This is a genomic window from Microbulbifer jejuensis (assembly GCF_047289955.1).
In the GTDB taxonomy this organism is placed as follows: Bacteria; Pseudomonadota; Gammaproteobacteria; order Pseudomonadales; family Cellvibrionaceae; genus Microbulbifer.
Window position 1 is genome coordinate 90,144 of the sequence record NZ_JBLBUB010000003.1, and the last position, 22,856, is coordinate 112,999.

The following is a 22,856-nucleotide window of genomic DNA, read 5'->3' on the forward strand; positions in this document are numbered from 1 at the left end:
AGCGTGGCCCCTTTGCAACTGGATTTCCCACGACGGTACACTCAACCAGAAGCGAATAACAGCCAGGCGGGGAATCCATTGTGAGGGATTGCGAATTCAGCGATAGTAAAATCCTGCAGAGTTGGCACAGAAATGCCAGAGAGTGGGTGCGGGTAATAGAAGAGGCCGCAATCCCCAGCCGCAGGCGGGTAACCGACCGGGCAATTATCGATGCGGTGCGGGCGTGCAAACCCAAGAGCGTGTTGGATGTGGGTTGCGGGGAGGGCTGGTTGGCCCGGGCCCTTGCGGCAGAGGGGATAGAGGTCTGCGGCATTGATGGCGTCGCCCAGCTAATCGAAGTGGCACAGCACTGCGCGGGAAAACACCAGGAGTTTCGGCTGCTTTGTTACGAGAATTTATGCGCCAAAACTCTACAGCGAGACTTTGACCTGGCGGTGTGCAATTTCTCACTGTTTGGTGAGTCCATAGAGGGTTTCTTCACAGAGGCGAGGGAACTGCTGTATCCCGGAGGACATCTGCTGGTGCAAACTTTACATCCCGCGCTCTGTTGCGACAAATTGTGCTATCGGGACGGCTGGAGGGCGGGAACCTGGGAGGGCATTGAAGGGTGCTTTGCAGATACACCACCCTGGTATTTTCGTACGCTGTCGAGCTGGGTCAGACTGTTTATCGACAATGGTTTCGCATTGACTGCGCTACAGGAGCCTCTCCATCCGGATACAGGCAAACCCGCCTCCCTGATCCTGTGTGGACAGCTTAGATCTGACACCGGCGTTTCGCCCTGAAGGGCTTTACTGGCCTCTCAGTATAGATACGGTGCACGCCAGATGCCCTGTGGAAACGATAGACCGGGCGGCCGCCAAGATCGACAGACCCGGCGCACAAGATCAATTTTTCATCAAGTCTGGCGCCACAATATCAAAAAAATAATAAAAAAACCTTGGCGCCATCCTGCTCACAGATCCGACCCCTTGGACAAAAATGGAAAACTCCCCAATTCATGCGGTCTCCGGGGAAGGAACTGCCATTTCCCGACTGTCCAGTATGAAAAGTTGCAACAGCCGCCTAATTAATACAGGAAAACACATTGACATAGGTGTCCCATAATTAATTCAACCACCGCTTGCGGCCACCTAAGTGAATCGTCATGCCTTTGGGGGAGATAGAATGGTACTCTGCAGTTTCCGAATCAGTTTGCACAGCACCCTGGCAAAGACATTCGGACTACTCTTACTTCCCGCCTGCTGCCTCTGCTCCGCCGACGACCTGTTTATCCCCGATTCCCACCAGGCACTGAATATACAATCGGAAAGTGTATTTTTCTCCGACAGTGCTTTTGCCATGGATAACACGGCCTTATTCCAGGCCGCAGATTACCTCAGGAATAACACCATGAGCGGCGTGCAGCGACGCCTGAACTACCAGTGGCTGCAAATGCATACCAACCCGGATGAATTTCGCCCCACCACCGGCGGTAAAGTAGTTTCCAAAATCCTGAAAATGGGCTGGGAAACCTACAAACAGCGCAACAAGCGGACTGTACAGAACAGTCTGCTTCGCTATACCACCAATCGCGGAAAAATCGGCAGTGTCATCGATTACGACATCAGACTCTCCAACGACAAGTTTCGTTTTTCCTTTGAGTATGAGTTTTAGCGCTTGAAGGCCCCTCCTGATTGCCCCCAAGTTTGTTAGAATCTCCGCCAACTGGTATTGGCGGAGACAACCTTGAGTACCTCAACCCGTGCGACCTCGTTCCCGAAACTGCCCATCGCCGGTGTCGGACGGCGCCTGGCGGCACTGCTTTACGACCTCCTGATCTTGACGGGTCTAATGATGGTCTACGGCTTTGTCGCCCTACCTGTGGCATCGGTGTTCGGGGGATTGCATTGCCAACCGGAAACCCTCGATTACAGCCCCTGCGTGGGAGGCCCCCTCTTCCAACTGGGTGCAGTGGCGGTTATTGCCGGCTATTTTTTCTGGTCGTGGCGTGCGGCGGGACAAACAGTCGGCATGCGCGCCTGGCGACTGTTGTTGGCCAACCCAGACGGCATCCAATTGACCTGGGGGCAATGCCTCCTGCGTGCCACAGTGGGCCCCCTCTCTATCGCCTGCCTGGGCCTCGGCTATTTTTCCGCTTGGGCCAGGCCGGATAAGGCCAGCTGGCACGATCTGATCTCCAAGTCCCAGGTGCGCCTGCTGCCCAAGAAGCAAAAATAGCCCGCCTGCTCAGCGCGCACGCTTGAGCAATAACCAGCCAGCGGCAAAGCACAGCACGATCGGCAGTAGTACCGCGAGAAATGGCGGGAAGCCAAACACCAGCGAGGAGGGGCCGAGCATATCCTGCACCGTCTGGAAAACGATGCCCACAATAATGCCGGAAAAGACCCGAAGCCCGGTGGTCACTTCCCGGAGTGGACCGAATATAAAGGAAATAGCCACCATCACCAGGGCGGCAATCGTGAGTGGCTGCAGGAGTTTTTTCCAGAATTGCAGCCAATAGCGGCTGGCGTCTTCCCCTTTGCGATCGAGGAAAGTGGCATAGGACCACAGATTCCGCGGCGAGAGATCCGAGGGCAGCGGCACAATCAGCGCAAACAATTCCGGTGAGATTTCCGCTTTCCACGCACTGGTTGGCAACTGTGCGCTGTGGGAGTTTTGTGTGGAAAACGAGGTAATACGGCTGTTCTCCAGCGACCACTGCTGTCCGGTAAACTGGCCGCGCTCGGAGAATTCCACTCTCTCCAGCTCCCGGTTGTCACCGAACTGGTAGCGGGTTACCCCGTAGAGCGCTCCATCCGGCAAGGCGGCATTGAAGTGCACGAATTCACCGCTGTCTCTCAACCAGAGCCCTCGCTCCAGGCCGCTGGCCTCAAGCTCTCCCAGCGCCCTGGCCTTGTTGCCTTCCGCAATCGCATTGGTCTTGGGAATCACAAACTCTGCCAGGGCGAGCCCCGACACAATGAGCACGAGAATCGGTTTCATCACCGCCCAGGCAATACGGCCAATGGACACACCGGCGGCGCGCATGACGGTCAGTTCGCTGGTACCGGCCAGGGTACCCAGTCCAACCATACAGCCCACAAGTGCCGAAAAACCCAACTGCCCATAGATTCGAGCAGGTAGCGTCCAGACCACATACTGCACTGCCTCAGCTAAGCCATAGCCCCTCTCGAACTCACTCAACTGATCGACAATGGCAAAGACGATATCGAGGCCGAGAATAACCAGCAGTACGGCACCTATTGCCAGGGCGATGGTGCGCCCAATATAGAGATCCAGCTTAAGCATCTGCCGACTCCTTTGTCCCTTCCGGCAGGCGTCCGGGTCTGCGCCACCACCCTTTGCCAGTGAGGAGTAACAGCCCAAGCAGCAGAAAAGGCAGATGCACCAGCCAGATCATCCCCGGGATAGCAATCTCGCCGTCTTCAATCGCGCCGCGAACCCCCTGCAACGTCACCAGATAAGTGATATACAGCAGCACCGCAGGGATCATTTTGGCAAACCGTCCCTGTCTCGGGTTGGTGCGTGACAGCGGCACTGCCAATACTGCAACAACCAGTACCAATAGCGGAAGGCTCAAGCGCCAGTACAGAAAGGCCTTTTCCTTGGGATCGTCACTGCCCAGCAGTTGCAGAGTCGAAGCCGACTCCATCTGGTCGCGCCAGCGATTGCGCATTTGCGGCGCTTCCAACAGTACCGCATAACTGGCAAACGCCATCTGGCGGTAATCCCGCTGACCGGGAACACCCTCGTAGCGGTAGCCGTCACGCAATACCAAATAGCGCAATCCCGTCTCCGGATCTATCTCCTGCACACCTTCACGAGCGCGAATCACTACCTGGTGACCCGCTTCAGTCCCGGCACCCGCGTCGCCCAGCTCGGCAAGAAATACCCCCTGCATGGTGGATTTGTCCTTACTGAGGAAATCGGCGTAATACACCGCGCGACCATCCCCGGTAGAGACAAATTTTCTCGGCACCAGATGGTCAAACTCATTGCGGGCTTTTTCCGCATTTAACAGGCTCGAAGATTGTTCCACCCCTGCCGGTGAGAAGTACAAACTCATGGAAGCCACCAGCAGAGCCACCATCAACGCCGGCGCCAGGGTGTACATCAGCAGACGCCACTCGCTGAACCCGCAAGCGTGCAGCACCGTCATTTCACTCTCTATATAGAGCCGTCCGTAGGCGAGGAGAATTCCAACAAACAAACCCAGCGGCAATACCAACTCCAGAAAACCCGGCAGGCGGAACCCCATCAGGGAGAAAAGGATATCGGCCGAAATATCACCTGCCGCAGCCTCCGCCAGATATTTTACAAATCGGCCGCTCATCACCATTAACAGCAGGACTGCGCTGACTGCCAGCGTGGCAAAAAGCAGCTCGCGACAGAGATAGCGGAAGATAATCACGGGGCGAAGACATTCCTCGATGGCAATGGTGTGATACTGCACAAGTTTCCCACTGGGTACAGCAATCCACACACGGTCGGGTTAAACTAGCGCGACGCATTATCACTAAAAATTCTTGCTATGTCTCGGCTCGGGGCCATGCATCCACTGTCAGATTTTAAGGAAAGCGAAACATGCAGTTCTCCGCCAAGGTTTCAGATATCACCAAACAACGCAGTGCCTGTTCCATTATTTCGGCAGATGCCAAAAACGGCCTCAGTAGCAGCGGCAAAAGTCTCGACCAGCTCACCGGGGGGGTGATCGGCAAAATCCTGAAACGCGGCGACCTGGGCTCCAAGCTGGGCAGCACTCAGCTGATCAATCTTTTCGAGGGCCCCAGCGAGCGCATACTGATCGTACGCGCAGGTAAAGCCCCCCTCACTCAGGCAGAGTTTCGCAAGTTGGCAATGGCCAGTGCCAATGGGGTGAAACACTGTAAGGATGCCATCAGCTACCTGTGTGAACTGGAGGTTGAGGGCGAAAACAAAGCCTGGCAGGCCCAGCAGGTCACCATGGCCGCGGGACTGGCCGGCTACCGCTTCATCCAATGCCGCAGCGATGCCAGACCCTATCCCCTGACAAAATTTACACTGCACGCCCTGGAGCGCAAACAGCTCAAAGCCCTGCAGGACGGTATGAAACTGGGTGCCGCCCAGGCTTTGGGTAGTAATGTCGCCCGGGAGTTGGGCGATCTGCCCGGCAATATCTGTACACCGTCCTACCTGGCAGCAGAAGCCCGCAAGCTGGCCAAGAAACAGGCAAAGCTGACTGCGACTGTGCTCGACGAGAAAAAGATGCAATCCCTGGGCATGGGCGCCCTGCTCAGTGTGTCCAAAGGCAGCGACCAGCCACCTGCGCTGATCGCCATGCATTACAAAGGGGGCAAAGCCAGTGAGAAACCCGTTGTGCTCGTAGGCAAGGGCATAACCTTTGACAGTGGCGGCATCAGTATCAAGCCGGGCCTGGCCATGGATGAAATGAAATACGATATGGGTGGCGCCGCCTGTGTATTCGGCGTCATGAACGCCCTGGTCGAACTGCAGCCCTCCATCAATGTCGTAGGGCTGGTGGCCGCAGCCGAAAACATGCCCAGTGGGGGCGCCAGCAAGCCCGGCGACATTGTCACCTCTATGTCCGGCAAAACCATTGAGATTCTGAATACCGACGCCGAGGGCCGCCTGGTGCTCTGCGACACCCTCACCTATGCGGGCAAGTATAAACCCCGTGCTGTGATTGACATCGCCACCCTTACCGGTGCCTGTGTCATCGCCCTGGGCCACCATGCCAGCGGCCTCTATGCCAATAACCAAGCGCTTGCCCAGGCACTGCTGAGTGCCGGCGAAACCACCGGCGATCGCGCCTGGCAGATGCCACTGTGGGATGAGTACCAACCCTCTCTGGATTCCAACTTCGCAGACCTCCAGAATATCGGTGGTCGCGAAGCGGGCTCAGTGACGGCCGCCTGCTTCCTATCGCGCTTTGCCAGGGACTACAACTGGGCGCACCTGGATATCGCCGGCAGTGCCTGGAAATCCGGCGCCGCCAAGGGCGCTACCGGCCGTCCGGTTCCCCTATTGGTGGAATACCTGCTGGGACAATAAATACCCCGGGCGCAGAAAAGTCGCCCGCAGTAATGGGTGGCGACCCCGCGCGCGGGGCGCCTGCCTCAGCAGGTTGAAGCCACAGCAAGGACAATAAACTGATGCACCGGCAACCTGAATGACCCAAATCGACTTTTACATTCTTTCCTCCCAACGGATCGAGCAGGCTGATATCTTCGCCTGTCGCCTGGCGGAGAAGGCGTACCGCACAGGGCTGGGTGTACTGCTGGCTGTGGATCATCCGGAGCGCGCAGAGCAGCTAAACCGGTTGCTGTGGACCTTTCGCGAAGATAGCTTCGTACCCCACGCACCCCAGGGCGAGGAGCCCCCTGCGGCGGTGGAGATCAACTGTGGTGAAGATCCGGGAGCGCACCACGGGCTCATGATCAACCTGTGCAGCGCAGTGCCCAGCTGGTTTAGCCGCTTCGAACGGCTCGCCGAGATCGTCGTGCAGCAACCGCAGGCCCTGCAGCGCTCACGCACGCGATTCGGCCTCTTCCGCGAGCGTGGATATCCGTTAAAATCCCACAAGATCAACCAGAGCAACTAAATCACCACTACCGCCATGTCCGGTCGAAAGAACAAACACAAGCACCGCGGACAGCAGCACCGGCAGCCCAGAGAATTACTCGACGAGCTAAGCGCACTGCATGCCCTGCTCGACCGTGGCGGCCCGGATGCAATTCCCCTGCTGAATCAAGTGGCCAACCCCCGCGGCCAGGAGACCCCTGAGTTCGCTGCCAAAGCGGAGAGTCCGCACGTGAATGTCCAAACCGAAACCTCCCCGGAGGCGCCGCCGGATGAGGACGCCGACCTGCCCATTCTATTCTCTCCACTCAAAGAGCAGCTGCCTGAAGAGCACAGGGTTCGGCTCGCGGACTCCGATTTGGCTCTGTTGCGCCCTTTGCAAAACCTGCCCAGGCAGGATAGCGAGGCCACAACTGCCTGCACTCTCGCCGGGGAAGCGGGAGAAGCTCCCATCACTGATACGGTATCCGAAGAGAACGACGAACCTGCCCCCGAGCGGGCCACAGAGACACAGCCCCACGCGCTGGATAGCGAAGAAATACCGGAGAACCCCTTCCTGCCCGCCCATATTCGCGCGCGCCTGACCGGTGGCTGCCCTCCCGCAAGCAACAGCCTGACAGCACCGGATACCGCTTCCAGGCCCGAAACCACAAGTACAGTAAGTGCCGGTACCCGTACCCAGGCTCTGGTGATGGCCCAGGCCATGGCCGAGCGGGAGGGTCCTGCGGACAAGCTGGAAACTTCGGGAAAAAAACGCCAGCGCCGGGCGCTGGTTGAGCAACTGGTCTCACAGCAACTACCGGAACTGGAGCGCCAGTTGCGTTCCCAGATCGAAAAAGTGGTCGATGAGCTTGAGATCTGGGAGTGATCGTCACTAAGGACAAAACCTGCCTTTTGCCCACCGCACCCCCGGCGGTATAATTCCCGCCTTTTCGATGCAGCCACGGCCGGGCATCCCGGGCCAAACTGCTGCGCCCGCTGTCAGTTAACACAAGGCTTCCCACCCCCATGGACAAAACATACCAACCCAACACCATAGAACAAAAGTGGTACAAGACCTGGGAGGAGAACGGTTACTTCAAACCGAGCGGCGACACAGAGGCCAAGCCCTTCTGCATTATGATCCCGCCGCCGAACGTCACCGGCAGTCTGCATATGGGCCACGGCTTTCAGGAGTCCATCATCGACGCGCTGATCCGCTACCACCGCATGCAAGGGGACAACACGCTCTGGCAGGTGGGCACCGACCACGCCGGTATCGCCACACAGATGGTGGTGGAGCGCATGCTGGCAGCCGAGGGTACCTCGCGCCACGAACTGGGCCGCGACCAGTTCATCGAGAAAGTGTGGCAGTGGAAGGCGCAATCCGGCGGCACCATTACCCGCCAGTTGCGCCGCCTGGGTGCCAGCCCGGACTGGTCGCGCGAGCGTTTCACCATGGACGACGGCTTCTACAAGGCGGTACAGGAAGTTTTTATCAAGCTGTACGAGGATGGTCTGATCTACCGCGGCAAGCGCCTGGTGAACTGGGACCCCAAATTCCACACGGCGATTTCCGATCTCGAAGTGCTCAACGAGGAGAAACAGGGCCATCTGTGGCACTTCCGCTACCCACTCGCCGATGGCTCCGGGCACCTGGTGGTTGCCACCACCCGCCCGGAAACCATGCTCGGCGATACCGCGGTAGCTGTACACCCGGAAGATGCGCGCTACCGGCACCTGGTCGGCAAGACCGTCAAATTGCCCCTCACTGATCGCGAGATCCCTATTATCGCCGACGATTATGTAGACCGGGCATTCGGCACCGGCTGCGTGAAAATCACTCCGGCCCACGACTTCAACGACTACGAGATGGGGCAGCGTCACAGTCTTGAGATTATCAATATCCTCGACGCGGACGCCAACCTGAATGATGCCGTGCCGGCGCAATACCGCGGTATGGAACGCTTTGCCGCGCGCGTCCAGATCGCCGACGACCTGGACGCCCTCGGCCTGCTGGAGAAGGTGGAGCCCCACACCCTCAAGGTGCCCCATGGCGACCGCTCCGGCGCCGTTATCGAACCCTGGCTCACCGACCAATGGTATGTAAAAACCCAGCCCCTAGCGGAAGAAGCTATCGCCGCCGTGGAAGACGGCCGGGTAAACTTCGTACCGAAGAACTACGAAAATATGTACTTCTCCTGGATGCGCGATCTCCAGGACTGGTGTATTTCCCGCCAGTTGTGGTGGGGCCACCGCATTCCGGCCTGGTACGACAATGAGGGCAATGTGTTTGTGGGCCGCTCCGAGGAGGAAGTGCGTGAAAAATACACGCTCGGTGCCGATGTCGCCCTGCGCCAGGACGACGATGTACTGGATACCTGGTTCTCCTCCGGCCTGTGGACCTTCGGTACCCTGGGCTGGCCCGAAGAGACCAAAGCACTGCAGGCATTCCACCCAAGCTCCGTGCTGGTCACCGGCTTCGACATCATCTTCTTCTGGGTCGCGCGCATGATCATGCTGACCCTGTATTTCAAAAAGGAAGTGCCCTTCCACACCGTGTATGTCCACGGTCTGGTGCGCGACAGCCACGGCCAGAAGATGTCCAAATCCAAGGGCAATGTGATTGACCCCATCGACCTGATCGACGGTATCGATCTGGAGCGTTTGGTACAAAAGCGCACCACCGGGCTGATGCACCCACAGGACGCCCCCAAGATCGAAAAGCTGACCCGCAAGGATTTCCCACACGGTTTTTCCGCCTTCGGCACCGATGCCCTGCGCTACACCTATTACTCGCTGGCCTCTACCGGTCGCGATATCCGGTTCGACGTGGGCCGCATCGAAGGCTTCCGCAATTTCTGCAATAAAATCTGGAACGCTTCCCGCTACGTATTACAGAATTGCGAGGGGTACGACTGTGGACAGGACAACAGCGGCGATTTCGAACTGACCATCGCCGACCGCTGGATTGTTTCCCAGTTGCAGCGCACCGAAACCTCTGTGCGCCAAGCCTTGGACAGCTACCGTTTTGATCTCGCCTCGCAAACACTGTACGACTTTATCTGGGGCGAGTACTGCAGCTGGTACCTGGAGCTTTCAAAGCCAATTCTCAAAGACGAAAATGCCTCCAACACCATCAAGAAAGGTACACGCCGCACCTTGATCCGCGTATTGGAAACCCTGCTGCGCCTGGCACACCCATTGATGCCGTTTATCACCGAGGAAATCTGGCAGCGGGTGAAAACCCTGGCCGGTGCCACAGGTGACACCATCATGCTGCAGCTTTACCCGGTGGCCGATAGCCACAAGATCGACGAGGAAGCCGAAACCGCTATTGCCTGGCTTAAGCAGGTCGTTGAAGCGGTGCGCAATATCCGCGGAGAAATGAACATCTCCCCAGCCAGGAAAATCCCGCTGATCCTGCGCAGCGGTTCCACCCGGGACAAGGCGCTGCTGGAGCAGGCTCACAGTCTGTTAATGCAGCTGGTCAGTCTGGAAGCCATTACCTGGCTCGGTGCCGGTGAACCCACCCCTACCTCGGCCACCGCACTGGTGGGAGAGATGGAACTGCTGGTGCCTATGGCTGGCCTGATTGATGTGAAAGCCGAGAGCGCGCGCTTACAAAAAGAAATCGACAAACTGACAAAAGATTTCCAGCGAGGCCAGGGCAAACTCAATAACCCCAAGTTTGTAAGCAAGGCGCCGGCAGAAGTGGTGTCCAGGGAAAAAGACAAACTGGCGGAGACAGAAAGTGCCCGGAAGCGCCTGCAGCAGCAGCTGGAAGCACTCAGCCGGCTTTAGTCCACAAGGCGGGTTAGGTGTTGATCGTTTCGAAACGGCTATTGAACCGTCGCTCAAACAGCGCTTCTACTGCCTGTTTGGGCGCCGCTGTTGAACAGGAATATAACGGCTTGCAGATGCCTGCCTCTCAGGTGCTCAGGCCAGCCACCGGTGACACCCGGATTAATCGGTAACCCTGTTTTCACATTCGCCGCATCATTCATACCTGGCATTTGGTTCTCAAATTAGATAATGCATAACCGGTTGCTCACAAGGACGAAGGTAAGGCAACAGGAGGTTACTACAACTGTCAGGAACTGATGTTATGGTGCTGGTGACGGACACAGTGGCTGTTCATCTCAGCAGCGCTAGTTATTATTATGGCTAGTATCATCGTTATTGGAACACTGAACCGGGCCGCTTTTAGTCGCCGCTCCCTCAGGATAGCTAAACCCAGTCAACCAGGCTGGATATTTAGCAGTGCCAAAATTGCATAGAAATTCTTGCTGCAGCCCAGTGTCATGCACAGTTTGAACAGTGAATCACCCCGGGCTTCTCGGCGTACACAGTCTTGCCACCCTTACTGCCACCTACCATTTTCTTTCTACACCTCCACTACTTCTGCAACGCCCGGAAATGGATTTCTATTTAAAGGAAGTTCCAGTTACTCCCTGGGAGTAGCGTTCGCACTCTGACCAATAAGGTCGAGGTAAAATGCATACTGTAGGGCAGTTTCGTGGTAACGGCGGAAGCGACCAGAAGAACCGCCATGCCCAGCCTCCATATTTACTTGAAATAAAAGCTGGTTTTTATCGGTTTTTAGGTCGCGTAACTTGGCCACCCATTTCATGGGCTCAAAATATTGCACTTGGGAATCATGCAAACCGGTAGTTACGAGCAGGTTGGGGTAGTCCTGGGCGCGAATCTGGTCGTAAGGAGAATAGGACAGCATATATTCATAGCTGTCCTTATTATTGGGGTTCCCCCACTCATCATATTCATTGACCGTCAGGGGAATGGACTCATCCAGCATTGTGGTCACAACATCGACAAATGGAACGGCTGCAGTCACACCACGATATAGCTCCGGAGCCATATTCACCACGGCTCCCATCAACAAGCCGCCAGCACTGCCGCCGGACGCAAATATTTTATCGTGTGCGCCATACTTCATCTTGGTAAGACCTTTGGTCACGTCGATAAAGTCGGTAAACGTGTTCTTCTTGTTGAACATTTTTCCATCTTCATACCAGGCCCGACCCAATTTTTGTCCGCCACGAATATGAGCAATAGCAAAAACAAAGCCACGATCGAGCAGGGAAACGATTGAAGAACGGAACCAGGGGTCAACGGTACTACCATAAGAGCCATAGGCGTATTGCAGCAGCGGATTGGAGCCATCCTGCTTGAACTTATCCTTACGATATACCAGGGATACCGGTACTTTCACTCCATCCCGAGCAGTAATCAGGATACCTTCGCTCTGATAGTGCTCGGGGTCAAAGCCACCGGGAACCTTATCCTGCTTGAGTAAATCCAACTCTCCACTGTCCAACTTTGCTTCATAAACACTGCCGGGAGTGGTTAAGCTGGAATAAGAAACCCGCACACGATCCGAGTCAGGGCTGGGGTTGGCGCTTAAACTCAATTGATAAACCGGATCATTAAAACCAACCTGCAAGTCTTTGTTGTCTTTCAGGTTGATAATACGCAAACTTGCTTGCCCCGCTTTCCGTTCTATAACGGCGAGATGCCGGCCAAACAAGGTAAAATCCTCGAGCAACACCGTATTGTCATGGGGGATAACTTCAAGCCACTTGGATTTATCCGAAACATCTCCCATGGCGACTTTCATCAGCCGAAAGTTTTCAGCCTGCCAGTTGGTCAGGATATAAAAGTCATTCCCAAGCTTCAGGGCTGAGTATTCATGGTTTTCCTCGCGCGGGTACAGAGAAGAGAACTCTCCCTGTGGTGAATCAGCACTGAGAATGGACTGGCCGCTAGTCGTGGTGGAATCGTGGTGAATATTAACCAGCTCCCCATCCCTGGATTTTGAAATCCAGGTATAGAACGCCTTGTCACGCTCCTCATAAACAACAACATCCTCACTTTGTGGCGTTCCCAACTTGTGGCGCAGTACCTGGTAGCCGAGCAAGGTCTGGCGATCTTTATTAATATAAAAAACGGTCTGGTTGTCATTAGCCCAGACCGCTACAGGAGAGGCATTTTGCAATTTATCCGGCAACAATTCCCCGGTTTTTAAATCCTTGAAGCGAATAGTGTAGACACGGCGCCCCATATTATCTTCGGGATATGCCAGCAGCTGGTTGCTGGGGGAAACCGCCAGGCGCCCAACACTGAAGTAGCCGGAGTCTTCAGCAAGCTTATTGACATCCAACAACACTTCCTCGGCAGCCTCCAAATTACCTTTACGGCGTGCGTGGATAGCATATTCTTTTTCAGGCAGATAACGGGTGTAATACCAATAGCCATTGTGAAATACCGGCACAGTGGATTTGTCTTTCTCCAGGCGTCCGGTCATCTCCTCAAACAGCGTTTCCTGCAACTCCTTAGTGTGCTGCATAACAGAATCGGTGTAGGTATTTTCCGCCTCGAGATGAGCGATAACCTCAGGATCCTTACGTTCATCGTCGCGCATCCAATAATAGTTATCGACCCGTTCATGGCCATGAATGGACATCTTGTAGGGTACTTTCTTGGCAACCGGAGCCGATCGCAGCTCTGCAGATGCTTTCACTTCCTGATCGGTTTTGGCTGCTTCATCACCAGACTTGCCACAAGCCACAAGGCCAAGGGCGAGCATCACTGTTGCGGTGGTGATTTTCATGAATTTTGATTCCTCTCTAGCTCTGTGAGTTTAAGGAGAATAAACACCTTATTGGTCATTCACAAGCAAGCACAGACCCTGATTTGCGGCCCTTTTCTTGTCTTTTTGTAGCATTTCCGGGTGAAGATCGGACGGATTTTCACTGGCTTTAGCTTGCATTGAACAACCTGGACGACTGACCCACGAACAGGGACCCATCGGGCTCGCAGTGTAAATGGAAAAGGTTCATCGAACAACCGCATCACCGGTGGTGTAGACTCCTGCGGGGGTTCGCACGGCTGCATACCGGTTCTCAAGGCTTCCTTCTGTTTCACGCGTTTTAGAATATGTGCAATCACAGCCGGGCCTTCGATACTGGCAGTCACCTTAACCTTTCCACTGCAACGCTCACAGATTTCGATAGCGTGATTGAAAACCCACCTCCGCCGCTGCATCCACTTTATTACCGGTATATTCCGGCCTACCCTGAACCTCTATTCCAGTTCTTCGTGAACACGTTTGGCAAATTTTCTGATATCAGTGTTCACTAGGAGCCGAAATTTCTCCTAAATCAGTATTTATCCATATTTTTTGCTACGCTCCGCACTTTTTGGAAGAGCGAGTGTGACCAGGTTGAGAGTCACAATGCGTCATATACGAGAAATCCTTCGCCTGGGTCGCAAGCATCTTTAAGTCAACGCCTTTTCCCCGCCCAATCCCACGCGCAAAATTGTTCCCCGCTCAATTACTACTAGGCTGGAAGGAAAGAATATCCCCCTCCCAAGATGCGCCGTAAATACATCCCTGTACGCTCGCAATCGGCATCCATGCCTCATACGATCCTGGCAGAGGGGTAGTCTTCCCTCTTGCCTTACCAGTACCTTCAAGGAGGCACGCTATGGATACCAACCCCAACCAGAATCACAAGCAGAATACTGACAGCAGCAAATTCCGTCTGGCAGCAGTCGGGCTTCTCAGTCACCAAGTTCTGCCAGGCCAATGCTCAAGCTTATCTCCGGTTTTTAGGTTCTTAAAAAGTATTCTGTAATCCAGTGGAATACAGTCATACTTTCATCGGGGAATTACCAAATCCTCTATGGCGAAGTAGATTTCAAGCGTCACATCTATCAGACTTCGCGTGGCAGGAAAAATACTGCTCCCTGGACTCGACGGTACGCATCCTTCGTGCAGCCATTCCTCCGACTTGCACCGCGAGCGGTTGCAAGCGGCTATTACCTGCTTTGAGAACCAAATGCCACGCATGGATTATGCAACCAATGTAAAGCCGAATTTCGCCATCGGCTCGGGCGTGACTAAGGCGGCTTGCAACAGGTTGATCCAGCAACGCTCCTGTTGTTCCCGCATACATTGGAAGGAAAAGGGCCCGAAGACGGCTTTCAGCTTGCGTGAACTGACCCAAACAGCTGGACGACGAGATCCAGTGTGAAAGAATGTTGATCAATATGGTGCGATGATTGCTGCGTGAGAACAGCATACAGAGGCAATATCCATACTTTAGGGCATCACAGCCGTGCTTTTCTCTACCCTTTCTCCTTAGATTTCTCCTTCCTTTTGCTCTAAAAAACTGCTGTCGCCAAATATTACAGAATTATAGTAAATAAAAAAAACACCCTTAAGAAACAAACGTTCTTTAGTGATGCTGGCGCTATCTGCCGCAACGCTTTATAAAAAGAACACAACCGCGCCTGCTCGCAGAATCCGACCGGGAACTCAGAAACTGCGCACACGCCGAGAAAAAGAACGCTTTACTCAAGAGACTTTCATTTTAAATAAAAGTCTCTCCATGAAACCTTTTTAACGCAGTGTAGTTAGCCGAGGTACCAGTAATTTATCCGGGCCAGGTCCCGGCATAAAATCGGGGGAGAGCAACGTTGAACCACCCAGACCAGTTCAATCCGGAAGTATGGCCACTTGTAGTTTACTGCCTTGCCGTATTTGGGTTGATCGCCTTAATGCTCGGCCTTTCCTATTTTCTCGGTCAAAAACGCAGAGATCCCGCAACCGACGAACCCTTCGAATCCGGCATTATCTCCCAGGGTAGCGCGCGGCTGCGTATTTCTGTCGCCTACTATCTGGTTGCCATTTTATTTATCGTCTTTGATTTGGAGGCGATCTACCTTTTCAGCTGGTCCATAGCATTTTTCGAAACCGGGCTGCTCGGATTTATCGAGGCCACTGTTTTTATCGTGATACTGCTGGTGGGTCTGATTTACCTCTGGCGCCTCGGCGCATTGGAGTGGGGTGGACATCAGGAAAGCCTGGTCGACCGCAAAGATCATCGTTAAAAATAGACAGGAAGACACTATGCGCTGGCAGCTTAGCAAAGCACGGGATGTGATTGCCGCAGATTCTAACCAGGCAGGAAAAGGCGCAATTGCCGAGGACCTGAAAAAAAATATTCTGCTGGCGAAACTGGAGGAACTGGTTGCCTGGGGCAGGGCCAATTCACTCTGGCCATTCAATTTTGGCCTCTCCTGTTGTTATGTGGAAATGGCCACCGCCTTTACCAGTCGTCACGATATCTCGCGTTTTGGCGCAGAGGTTATCCGTGCCACACCACGCCAGGCAGACCTGATTGTGATTTCCGGTACGGTATTTTTAAAAATGGCACCGGTGTTGCAGCGTCTGTACGAACAGATGATTGAGCCGCGCTGGGTGATATCCATGGGTTCCTGTGCCAACTCCGGCGGAATGTATGACATTTATAGTGTGGTGCAGGGCGTAGATAAGTTTCTCCCGGTAGACGTCTACGTACCCGGATGCCCACCCCGCCCCGAGGCGCTGTTACAGGGGCTCACCCTACTACAGGCCTCGGTTGCTGCCGAGCGACGAAACTTCAGCTGGGTGGTGGACGAACAGGGCGTCAGAAAGACCCCCAAACCCAGCCAGCGCGATCTGAACCGTGAAGAGCGCATGCGCGCAACGGTTTTGCGCTCGCCGGATACAGTCTAAGTGCGCAGTTCTCGCCGAGAAACAGACCTCTGATAACGGAAATCCCGATGAGTGGCGTCATAGCAAAAAGTGTGCACAGCAAGACCCCCTATACAAAAGAGGCCAAGGTCTTTGTGCGGGACCTGGCACTGGAGTATCGCTGGCACAATTATTGGCTGCAGCACGATAGCCCCGATATGCCCATTCTGTGGATAGACGCCCACGCATTGATTCCCCTGCTGTATTTCCTCAAGCAGGAGATTTCCCGTCCCTTCGCCATGCTCTATGACCTCAGCGCCATCGACGAGCGCCTGCGGACCAACCGGGGAAGGGGGAAAGAGAGACAGCCAGCCAGTGACTTTACCCTGGTTTACCAGTTGCTGTCTTTCACGCGCAATTTATTTATCAGCATTAAGGTCGCCCTGCCAGAATCCAATCTGTCCGTGCCTTCCATCACCGGGGTTTGGAAAAATGCGAACTGGTACGAGCGGGAAGCCTGGGATTTGTTTGGGATCGATTTTACCGGTCATCCCAATTTGCAACGTATTCTGATGCCCACGACCTGGAAAGGGCATCCCCTGCGCAAGGACCATCATGCCCGTGCCACCGAAGTGGATCCCTATACCCTTTCCGAGGAAAAGGAGCGCAGGGAACAGGAGGCCCTGTTGTTTTGCCCGGAGGACTGGGGCATGGCGCGTGCCAGTGAAGACTCGGAATTTATGTTCCTGAATCTGGGACCCAACCACCCCAGCGTCCACGGCGTTTTTCGCGTGGCCCTGCAACTCGATGGCGAACAGATTGTGGATGCCGTACCGGATATCGGCTACCACCACCGCGGTGCTGAGAAGATGGCCGAGCGCCAGGCCTGGCACACCTATGTGCCTTATACGGACCGCATCGATTATCTGGGCGGGGTAATGAATAACCTGCCCTACCTACTCGCGCTGGAACAGCTGGCGGGCATACAGATACCACCGCGGGCTCAGGTGATCCGCGTGATGCTGTGCGAGCTGTTCCGCATCTCCAGCCACCTGGTGTTCTTCGGCACCTTTGCTCAGGATATCGGACAGATGTCGCCGGTCTTTTATATGTTTATCGACCGGGAAAAACTGTTTGGCGTCATCGAAGCAATCACAGGCGGGCGCATGCATCCGGCTTGGTTTCGCATTGGTGGTGTCGCCCAGGACCTGCCCGAGGGCTGGGACAAAATGCTGCGTGAATTTCTCGATTACATGCCCGCCCGCCTGCGTGACTACGACGGTATGGTGATCAAAAACAAATTAGTGCAAAAGCGTACCCGCGGGATTGGCGTCTATGATACCGCCGAAGCGCTGGAGTGGGGGGTGACCGGACCGGGTCTGCGCGCCACCGGATTGGCGTGGGACCTGCGCAAGAAGCGCCCTTACAGCGGTTACGACCAGTATGAATTCGATATCCCCAGCTACGATGGTGGCGATTGTTTTGATCGCTGCCGCGTACGGGTCGACGAAATGTGGCAGAGCCTGCGCATTATTCGACAGTGCCTGGAAAACATGCCCCCCGGTCCCTATAAATCCGATCACCCGCTGACTACCCCGCCACGCAAGGGGCGCACCATGCAGGATATCGAGACACTGATCCAACACTTTGTAAATAACAGCTGGGGCCCGGTAATGCCCGCCGGCGAGGTCTGCTTTCCCATAGAGGCCACCAAGGGCCTAAACAGTTATCAGATTGTCAGTGACGGCGGCACCGCCTCATATCGAACCCGAATTCGCGCCCCATCGTTCCCGCATCTGCAGATGATTCCATTGATGTCACGGGGGCTGCTGATCGCCGACCTGATTGCAATTATTGCCAGCATTGATTTTGTGATGGCGGATGTTGATCGGTAAAAAACTATAGCAGTGCGCGGCTCAAGCCGCCATCACAACGGAGGAGACCAGTGCACGGGAGAGAGCCGTACACCCCTGCCGCAAAATATTTCAGCGGCACAGTCACTTCACATATGCCTCTCCGAAGTCGGCCGAGGAAGCATATATGTCCAGCTTACTAGAACCGGAATTGATTGAAGTAATGGAGCACAGCAGCGCGGACCCAAAAAAAAGCCCCGGTGGCCTCACAGCCGTGGAAAAAGAGGAAATCGATCGCGAATCTTCTCACTACGAGAACAAATCAGCCGTGGGGCTGGAAGCACTCAGAATCGTACAGAAATATCGTGGCTGGATTTCCGATGACACCCTACAGGCGATCTCCACCTACCTGGATATTCCCGTAGCACAACTGGAATCTGTGGCCACTTATTTCCAGTTGATCTTTCGCCAGCCCGTGGGCAAGGAGGTCATCTACCTGTGCAAAAGTGTCAGCTGCTGGATTAAGGGCTGTGACCGCCTGCAACAACGCATTTGCGAACACCTGAAAATCCAACCTGGACAAACCTCTGCAGACGGCATCTTCACCCTGCTGGAAGCTCCCTGCCTGGGGGACTGTGACAAGGCTCCGGTATTGATGCTCGGCGAAGAGATGTTCCGCAATCTCGATGAAGCCGCCCTAGAGAATCTGATCAAAAAAAAGAAGAAATACCATGCTGATCAATCCCCTGACTAAAAATGTCACCGATCAGAATATCGCCACCGATCTCGAGCGCTACCTGGGCAACGGGGGCTACGTGGGCTGGCGCAAAGCCCACACCATAGATCCAGACAAGATTATTGATCTGGTCAAAGACGGTGGCCTGCGCGGGCGCGGTGGCGCGGGATTCAATACCGGACTCAAATGGAGTTTTGTCCCCCGCGGAGCAGATGCACCGGAACAGAAATTTATTGTCTGCAACGCAGACGAAATGGAACCGGGGACCTTCAAAGACCGGCTGCTGATGGAGCGCGACCCCCATCTGCTGCTCGAGGGTATGGCTATTGCCGCCTACGCCATTGGCGCTTCCATCGGTTACATTTTTATCCGGGGTGAATACCACTTGGCTGCAGAGCGTCTGGAATATGCCATCGAAGAGGCAAAAGCGCAGGGGCTTCTCGGTACCGACATCTGCGCGAGCGGATTCAGCCTGGAAATCTTCGTGCATCGCAGCGCCGGAAATTATATCTGTGGCGAGGAAACCGCGCTGTTGAATGCGCTGGAAGGTCGGCGCGCGATTCCCCGGGCAAAGCCGCCCTTCCCCCAGGTCAGCGGGCTTTGGGGTAAGCCCACCGTGGTCAACAACGTAGAAACATTTTGCAATATTCCCCATCTGGTGGAATTTGGCGTTGACTGGTATCGGGGATTGGGGCGCGGAGAGGATGCCGGCAGCAAGCTGTTCGGTGTGAGCGGCCATGTCAAGAATCCTGGTACCTGGGAGTTGCCTATGGGCACACCTATCCGGGAAATCATCGAACAGCATGCCGGCGGCATGCACGACGGCTTGCGGCTGAGAGGCCTTCTGCCGGGCGGCGGCTCTACGGATTTTCTCGGGCCCGAGCACCTGGACCTGCCGATGGATTACGACGTGATCGGCAAAGCAGGCAGCCGTATGGGTACCGGCACCATAATTGTGCTCGACAACAAGACCTGCCCGGTGGGACTGGTGCTGAACCTCTCCCAGTTTTTCGCCCGCGAATCCTGCGGCTGGTGCACCCCCTGCCGCGACGGGCTGCCCTGGGTCGTGAAAATATTACAGCGTATAGAAGCGGGCGAAGGACGCTCCGAGGACCTCGATCTGCTGCACGAACAGTGCAAACGCATAGGCCCCGGCAATACTTTCTGCGCCCTCGCACCCGGAGCTGCGGAACCATTACAAAGTGCTCTGGTGCGTTTTGAACAGGACTTTTTCAACCATATAAATCAGCACCGCTGCCCCTACCGGTAGCGTTTAGCGAAACCCAGGCGATACAACCACAACGGACTGACAATGCCAACCATCACGATTGACGGCGAAAAATATCAGGTCGACGGAGAACAGAACCTGCTCAACACCTGTCTGTCTCTGGGCCTCGATATTCCTTATTTTTGCTGGCATCCGGCAATGGGCTCCGTAGGTGCCTGTCGACAGTGCGCGATGATCGAATACAAGGGCAAAGAGGATCAGAGCGGCCGCCTGATCATAAGCTGCATGACCCCCATCCGTGACGGCGCCATTTACAGTATTGAGGCCGAGGCCGCAGAAACGTTTCGCGGTAGTATTATCGAAAACCTGATGATCAACCACCCGCACGACTGCCCCGTCTGTGAAGAGGGCGGCGAGTGCCATCTGCAGGACATGACGGAAATGTCCGGGCACACCCTGCGCCGCTACCGGGGCACCAAGCGCACCCACCGCAACCAATATCTGGGGCCCTTTATTAACCACGAAATGAACCGCTGTATTACCTGCTATCGCTGTGTGCGGTTTTACGATGACTATGCAGGTGGGATGGATCTTCAAGCGCTCGGCAGGAATGACCAGGTGTATTTCGGGCGCCAGGAAGAGGGGCGGCTGGAAAATGGCTTTAGTGGTAACTTGGTCGAAGTCTGCCCCACGGGAGTCTTTACCGATAAAACCTTCAGTGCACACTTTGTACGCAAGTGGGACTTGCAGACCGCTCCCTCTATCTGTGAACACTGCGCGGTGGGCTGCAACACCGCTCCGGGTGCACGGGAACCCGGCAATGGGCACGAGCCGATACTGCGCAGGGTGATCAACCTCTATCACCGGGATATCAACGGCTATTTCCTCTGCGACCGTGGTCGCTTTGGCTATGAATACATCAATAGCGCGACACGCATTGAGAAAGTATTCTCAGCCAGACACGAAACGGTCATCAGCTCCACGGCACAAAGTGGCGATCGACTACACAGGGAGGTCGCACCACAAAAAGCGCTCCTGCATTTGGCACAACAGATATCGGCAGCCCAAGACAACAGGAGACACATGCTCGGCATTGGCTCACCGCGCACCTCCCTGGAAAATAATTTCGCCCTGAGACAGCTGGTGGGCCCGGAAAATTTCTTCTCCGGCCTCAATCAAAGAGACCAGGAGTTGCTTCAGCTGGTCAATAATATCCAAAGCGACAACCGAATCCTGTGCCCGACCACACCGGAAATTGAGGCCGCCGACGCAGTGTTCATTCTTGCTGAGGATATCTATAACACCGCACCGCGTATTTCCCTGGCAATACGCCAAGCTGCCCGCAATCGTCAAAAACAACAAGCACAATCACTAAAAATCCCCCTGTGGCAGGATGCTTCTGTCCGACAATTGGAGGGGAATGGCAGCCCGATTATTTTCGCCGGTACAGAACTCACTGATTTAGAGAACATAGCCTCCACCACCCTGTTTGAGACACCGGAAAAAGTAGCACAGTTTGCCCGATCCCTGGCCCTTCTGCTTTCCAATCCAGAAAACGCTCAGACCGGACTGGAACCACAACAGCAGGAAATCGCTGTGCATGCGGCAGAAATACTCCGCAACGCCAAAAATCCACTGATCATCTCGGGAACCTCCAGCAAGCACGCAGAAATACTGCATGCTGCGGCACAAATCGCCACCACCTTGAGCGAACAAAAAACCGTGCCCGTTATGCTGTATCTGGCCTGTGACGAAGTCAACAGCCTGGGGCTCAGCCAGTTTTTTAGCGGAGAAAGCGGTTATCTCGAGCAGCTGTTGCAAACACTCAGGGAAAGGGAACAAAGTGAAGTACCCACTACCCTGATTGTATTGGAAAATGATCTCTACAGACGCCTGGATAGAAAATCGCTTGCGCACTTGTTTGAGCACATCGATGAGGTCGTGCTCCTGGACACGCTGTTCCACTCCACGTCCAAGCGCGCAGACTGGATTTTTCCCGCAGCTGCCACGGCGGAATCCCAGGGAACTGTTGTGAACGCCAACGGGCTGGCCCAGCGCTTTTACGCAATTTATGAAGGCAAAGGCTTTATACAGGAAAGCTGGCGCTGGCTGGTGGATGCCGTGGAATTCTGTACGGAAAAATCCGGAGCGCTGTCGCAAATCACCAGTTGGAAACACAGTACCGATCTCAGTGAAGCCATCGCCAGGGAGTTCAAAACTTTAGAGGTCCTCAATGTACTCGGGCCGGACGAAAACTACCGTATCGATGGACTCAAAGTCGCCCGCCAAAGTGGCCGTTACAGTGGCCGCACAGCTGTCCATGCGCAAGAACATGTCTCGGAAGAGCCACCCATCCAGGACCCGGATGCCCCCATGAATTTCAGCATGGAGGGGATACACAACCCTGACAAGACACAGCTCCAAGCCAATATCTGGTCCCCCGGCTGGAACTCCAATCAATCTATCAACAAATTTCAGGAACAGATTGGCGGCGAGCGTAAGGGGGGGCCTTCCGGTCTGGCCATCAAACGTTCCAAACACCCGATGCCAGAATGGATCACTCCTGCAAAGGAAACAGCAACAGAGGAATTACCGGACATCCCCAACCCCGTACAGATGCAGCCGGTCTATCGGCTGTTTGGCTCCGGAGAACTGAGCAACCAGTCGAAGTGCATTGTTGAAGCAACTGAAGCGCCCTTTGTGCTCATTAATCTGGCGGAGGCAAAAATACCCGGTATCCACGACGGACAACCGATCGAACTTGTGACCAGTTGCGGCACCTATCGGGCCGAGGCGCGCTCAGCCCCCACAATACCGCCGGGCAACGTAGGCGTACCCTATGGATTGCCGGGCCTTGAAACCCTTACCCCCCTACTCCCCGGATACGCTTCCCTGCGCCCAGCGGAAGCGTCCGCCAGTATTGAGGACTGAGAGACC

At 55.0% G+C, this 22,856-nt stretch carries 16 protein-coding genes; 13 read left to right on the plus strand and 3 right to left on the minus strand.

The features are described from left to right. The first annotated feature begins 80 nt into the window (after window positions 1-80). From ACL7TT_RS02780 to ACL7TT_RS02790, 3 genes are all read left to right on the plus strand, one after another. Window positions 81-785 carry a class I SAM-dependent methyltransferase gene (locus tag ACL7TT_RS02780; protein WP_413393011.1) on the plus strand — a complete coding sequence of 235 codons (705 nt, stop codon included), beginning with the start codon at window positions 81-83 and terminating at the stop codon, window positions 783-785. Window positions 786-1,167: 382 nt separating this feature from the next. Then, complete coding sequence (locus tag ACL7TT_RS02785; RefSeq protein WP_413393013.1) at window positions 1,168-1,656, plus strand: hypothetical protein; 489 nt, start codon at window positions 1,168-1,170, stop codon at window positions 1,654-1,656. Window positions 1,657-1,728: 72 nt separating this feature from the next. Then, window positions 1,729-2,220: an RDD family protein gene (locus tag ACL7TT_RS02790; protein WP_413393015.1), complete on the plus strand. Its 492-nt coding sequence runs from the start codon at window positions 1,729-1,731 to the stop codon at window positions 2,218-2,220. 9 nt (window positions 2,221-2,229) lie between these two features. Here ACL7TT_RS02790 and lptG read toward each other — a convergent pair whose 3' ends face one another. After that, on the minus strand, window positions 2,230-3,291 hold the full coding sequence (gene lptG, locus ACL7TT_RS02795; RefSeq protein WP_413393017.1) for an LPS export ABC transporter permease LptG: 1,062 nt from the start codon (window positions 3,289-3,291) through the stop codon (window positions 2,230-2,232). Continuing rightward, the gene (gene lptF, locus ACL7TT_RS02800) at window positions 3,284-4,456 is read right to left on the minus strand and encodes an LPS export ABC transporter permease LptF (protein WP_413393019.1); all 1,173 of its coding nucleotides are present in this window, start codon (window positions 4,454-4,456) and stop codon (window positions 3,284-3,286) included. Before lptF ends, lptG begins: the two co-directional genes overlap by 8 nt. Before the next feature lie 131 nt (window positions 4,457-4,587). Here lptF and ACL7TT_RS02805 point away from each other — a divergent pair, with 131 nt between their 5' ends. The 4 genes from ACL7TT_RS02805 to ACL7TT_RS02820 all read left to right on the plus strand — a co-directional run bounded on the left by ACL7TT_RS02805 (window position 4,588) and on the right by ACL7TT_RS02820 (window position 10,365). Continuing rightward, window positions 4,588-6,054, plus strand: a complete 1,467-nt coding sequence (locus tag ACL7TT_RS02805) for a leucyl aminopeptidase (protein ID WP_413393021.1) — start codon at window positions 4,588-4,590, stop codon at window positions 6,052-6,054. A 118-nt stretch (window positions 6,055-6,172) separates the two neighbouring features. Then, window positions 6,173-6,604, plus strand: a complete 432-nt coding sequence (locus tag ACL7TT_RS02810) for a DNA polymerase III subunit chi (RefSeq protein ID WP_413393023.1) — start codon at window positions 6,173-6,175, stop codon at window positions 6,602-6,604. A gap of 15 nt (window positions 6,605-6,619) precedes the next feature. After that, window positions 6,620-7,450 (plus strand): hypothetical protein, encoded by an 831-nt coding sequence (locus ACL7TT_RS02815; protein ID WP_413393025.1) that lies wholly within the window; start codon window positions 6,620-6,622, stop codon window positions 7,448-7,450. 140 nt (window positions 7,451-7,590) lie between these two features. Beyond that, window positions 7,591-10,365: a valine--tRNA ligase gene (locus ACL7TT_RS02820; RefSeq protein ID WP_413393027.1), complete on the plus strand. Its 2,775-nt coding sequence runs from the start codon at window positions 7,591-7,593 to the stop codon at window positions 10,363-10,365. Window positions 10,366-11,008: 643 nt separating this feature from the next. On the opposite strand, the gene ACL7TT_RS02825 is transcribed toward ACL7TT_RS02820, so the two are convergent. Then, entirely contained in the window at window positions 11,009-13,192 is a 2,184-nt protein-coding gene (locus ACL7TT_RS02825) for a S9 family peptidase (RefSeq protein WP_413393029.1), read from the minus strand. Window positions 13,193-15,063: 1,871 nt separating this feature from the next. On the opposite strand from ACL7TT_RS02825, the gene ndhC reads away from it, so the two are divergent. The 6 genes from ndhC to nuoG all read left to right on the plus strand — a co-directional run bounded on the left by ndhC (window position 15,064) and on the right by nuoG (window position 22,850). Next, window positions 15,064-15,477, plus strand: coding sequence for an NADH-quinone oxidoreductase subunit A (ndhC, locus tag ACL7TT_RS02830; RefSeq protein WP_413393031.1), 414 nt, complete (start codon window positions 15,064-15,066; stop codon window positions 15,475-15,477). 19 nt (window positions 15,478-15,496) lie between these two features. Further along, complete coding sequence (locus tag ACL7TT_RS02835) at window positions 15,497-16,144, plus strand: NuoB/complex I 20 kDa subunit family protein (RefSeq protein ID WP_459564484.1); 648 nt, start codon at window positions 15,497-15,499, stop codon at window positions 16,142-16,144. 47 nt (window positions 16,145-16,191) lie between these two features. Next, on the plus strand, window positions 16,192-17,997 hold the full coding sequence (nuoC, locus tag ACL7TT_RS02840; protein ID WP_413393033.1) for an NADH-quinone oxidoreductase subunit C/D: 1,806 nt from the start codon (window positions 16,192-16,194) through the stop codon (window positions 17,995-17,997). A 145-nt stretch (window positions 17,998-18,142) separates the two neighbouring features. After that, the gene (gene nuoE / locus ACL7TT_RS02845) at window positions 18,143-18,709 is read left to right on the plus strand and encodes an NADH-quinone oxidoreductase subunit NuoE (protein ID WP_299943747.1); all 567 of its coding nucleotides are present in this window, start codon (window positions 18,143-18,145) and stop codon (window positions 18,707-18,709) included. Further along, window positions 18,687-19,961, plus strand: a complete 1,275-nt coding sequence (gene nuoF, locus ACL7TT_RS02850; protein ID WP_299943750.1) for an NADH-quinone oxidoreductase subunit NuoF — start codon at window positions 18,687-18,689, stop codon at window positions 19,959-19,961. The genes nuoE and nuoF overlap by 23 nt, the downstream gene beginning before the upstream one ends. A gap of 42 nt (window positions 19,962-20,003) precedes the next feature. Continuing rightward, on the plus strand, window positions 20,004-22,850 hold the full coding sequence (nuoG, locus tag ACL7TT_RS02855) for an NADH-quinone oxidoreductase subunit NuoG (protein WP_299943753.1): 2,847 nt from the start codon (window positions 20,004-20,006) through the stop codon (window positions 22,848-22,850). The last annotated feature ends 6 nt before the right edge of the window (window positions 22,851-22,856 follow it).

Bases quoted from the DNA above. Each gene is read 5' to 3' on its own strand.
- ACL7TT_RS02785 (WP_413393013.1), top strand. From the start codon at position 1,168: ATGGTACTCTGCAGTTTCCGAATCAGTTTGCACAGCACCCTGGCAAAG.
- ACL7TT_RS02825 (WP_413393029.1), bottom strand. From the start codon at position 13,192: ATGAAAATCACCACCGCAACAGTGATGCTCGCCCTTGGCCTTGTGGCT.
- ACL7TT_RS02815 (WP_413393025.1), top strand. From the start codon at position 6,620: ATGTCCGGTCGAAAGAACAAACACAAGCACCGCGGACAGCAGCACCGG.
- nuoF (WP_299943750.1), top strand. From the start codon at position 18,687: ATGCTGATCAATCCCCTGACTAAAAATGTCACCGATCAGAATATCGCC.
- ACL7TT_RS02820 (WP_413393027.1), top strand. From the start codon at position 7,591: ATGGACAAAACATACCAACCCAACACCATAGAACAAAAGTGGTACAAG.
- lptG (WP_413393017.1), bottom strand. From the start codon at position 3,291: ATGCTTAAGCTGGATCTCTATATTGGGCGCACCATCGCCCTGGCAATA.
- ACL7TT_RS02810 (WP_413393023.1), top strand. From the start codon at position 6,173: ATGACCCAAATCGACTTTTACATTCTTTCCTCCCAACGGATCGAGCAG.
- nuoE (WP_299943747.1), top strand. From the start codon at position 18,143: ATGTCCAGCTTACTAGAACCGGAATTGATTGAAGTAATGGAGCACAGC.
- nuoG (WP_299943753.1), top strand. From the start codon at position 20,004: ATGCCAACCATCACGATTGACGGCGAAAAATATCAGGTCGACGGAGAA.
- ACL7TT_RS02835 (WP_459564484.1), top strand. From the start codon at position 15,497: ATGCGCTGGCAGCTTAGCAAAGCACGGGATGTGATTGCCGCAGATTCT.
- ACL7TT_RS02805 (WP_413393021.1), top strand. From the start codon at position 4,588: ATGCAGTTCTCCGCCAAGGTTTCAGATATCACCAAACAACGCAGTGCC.
- nuoC (WP_413393033.1), top strand. From the start codon at position 16,192: ATGAGTGGCGTCATAGCAAAAAGTGTGCACAGCAAGACCCCCTATACA.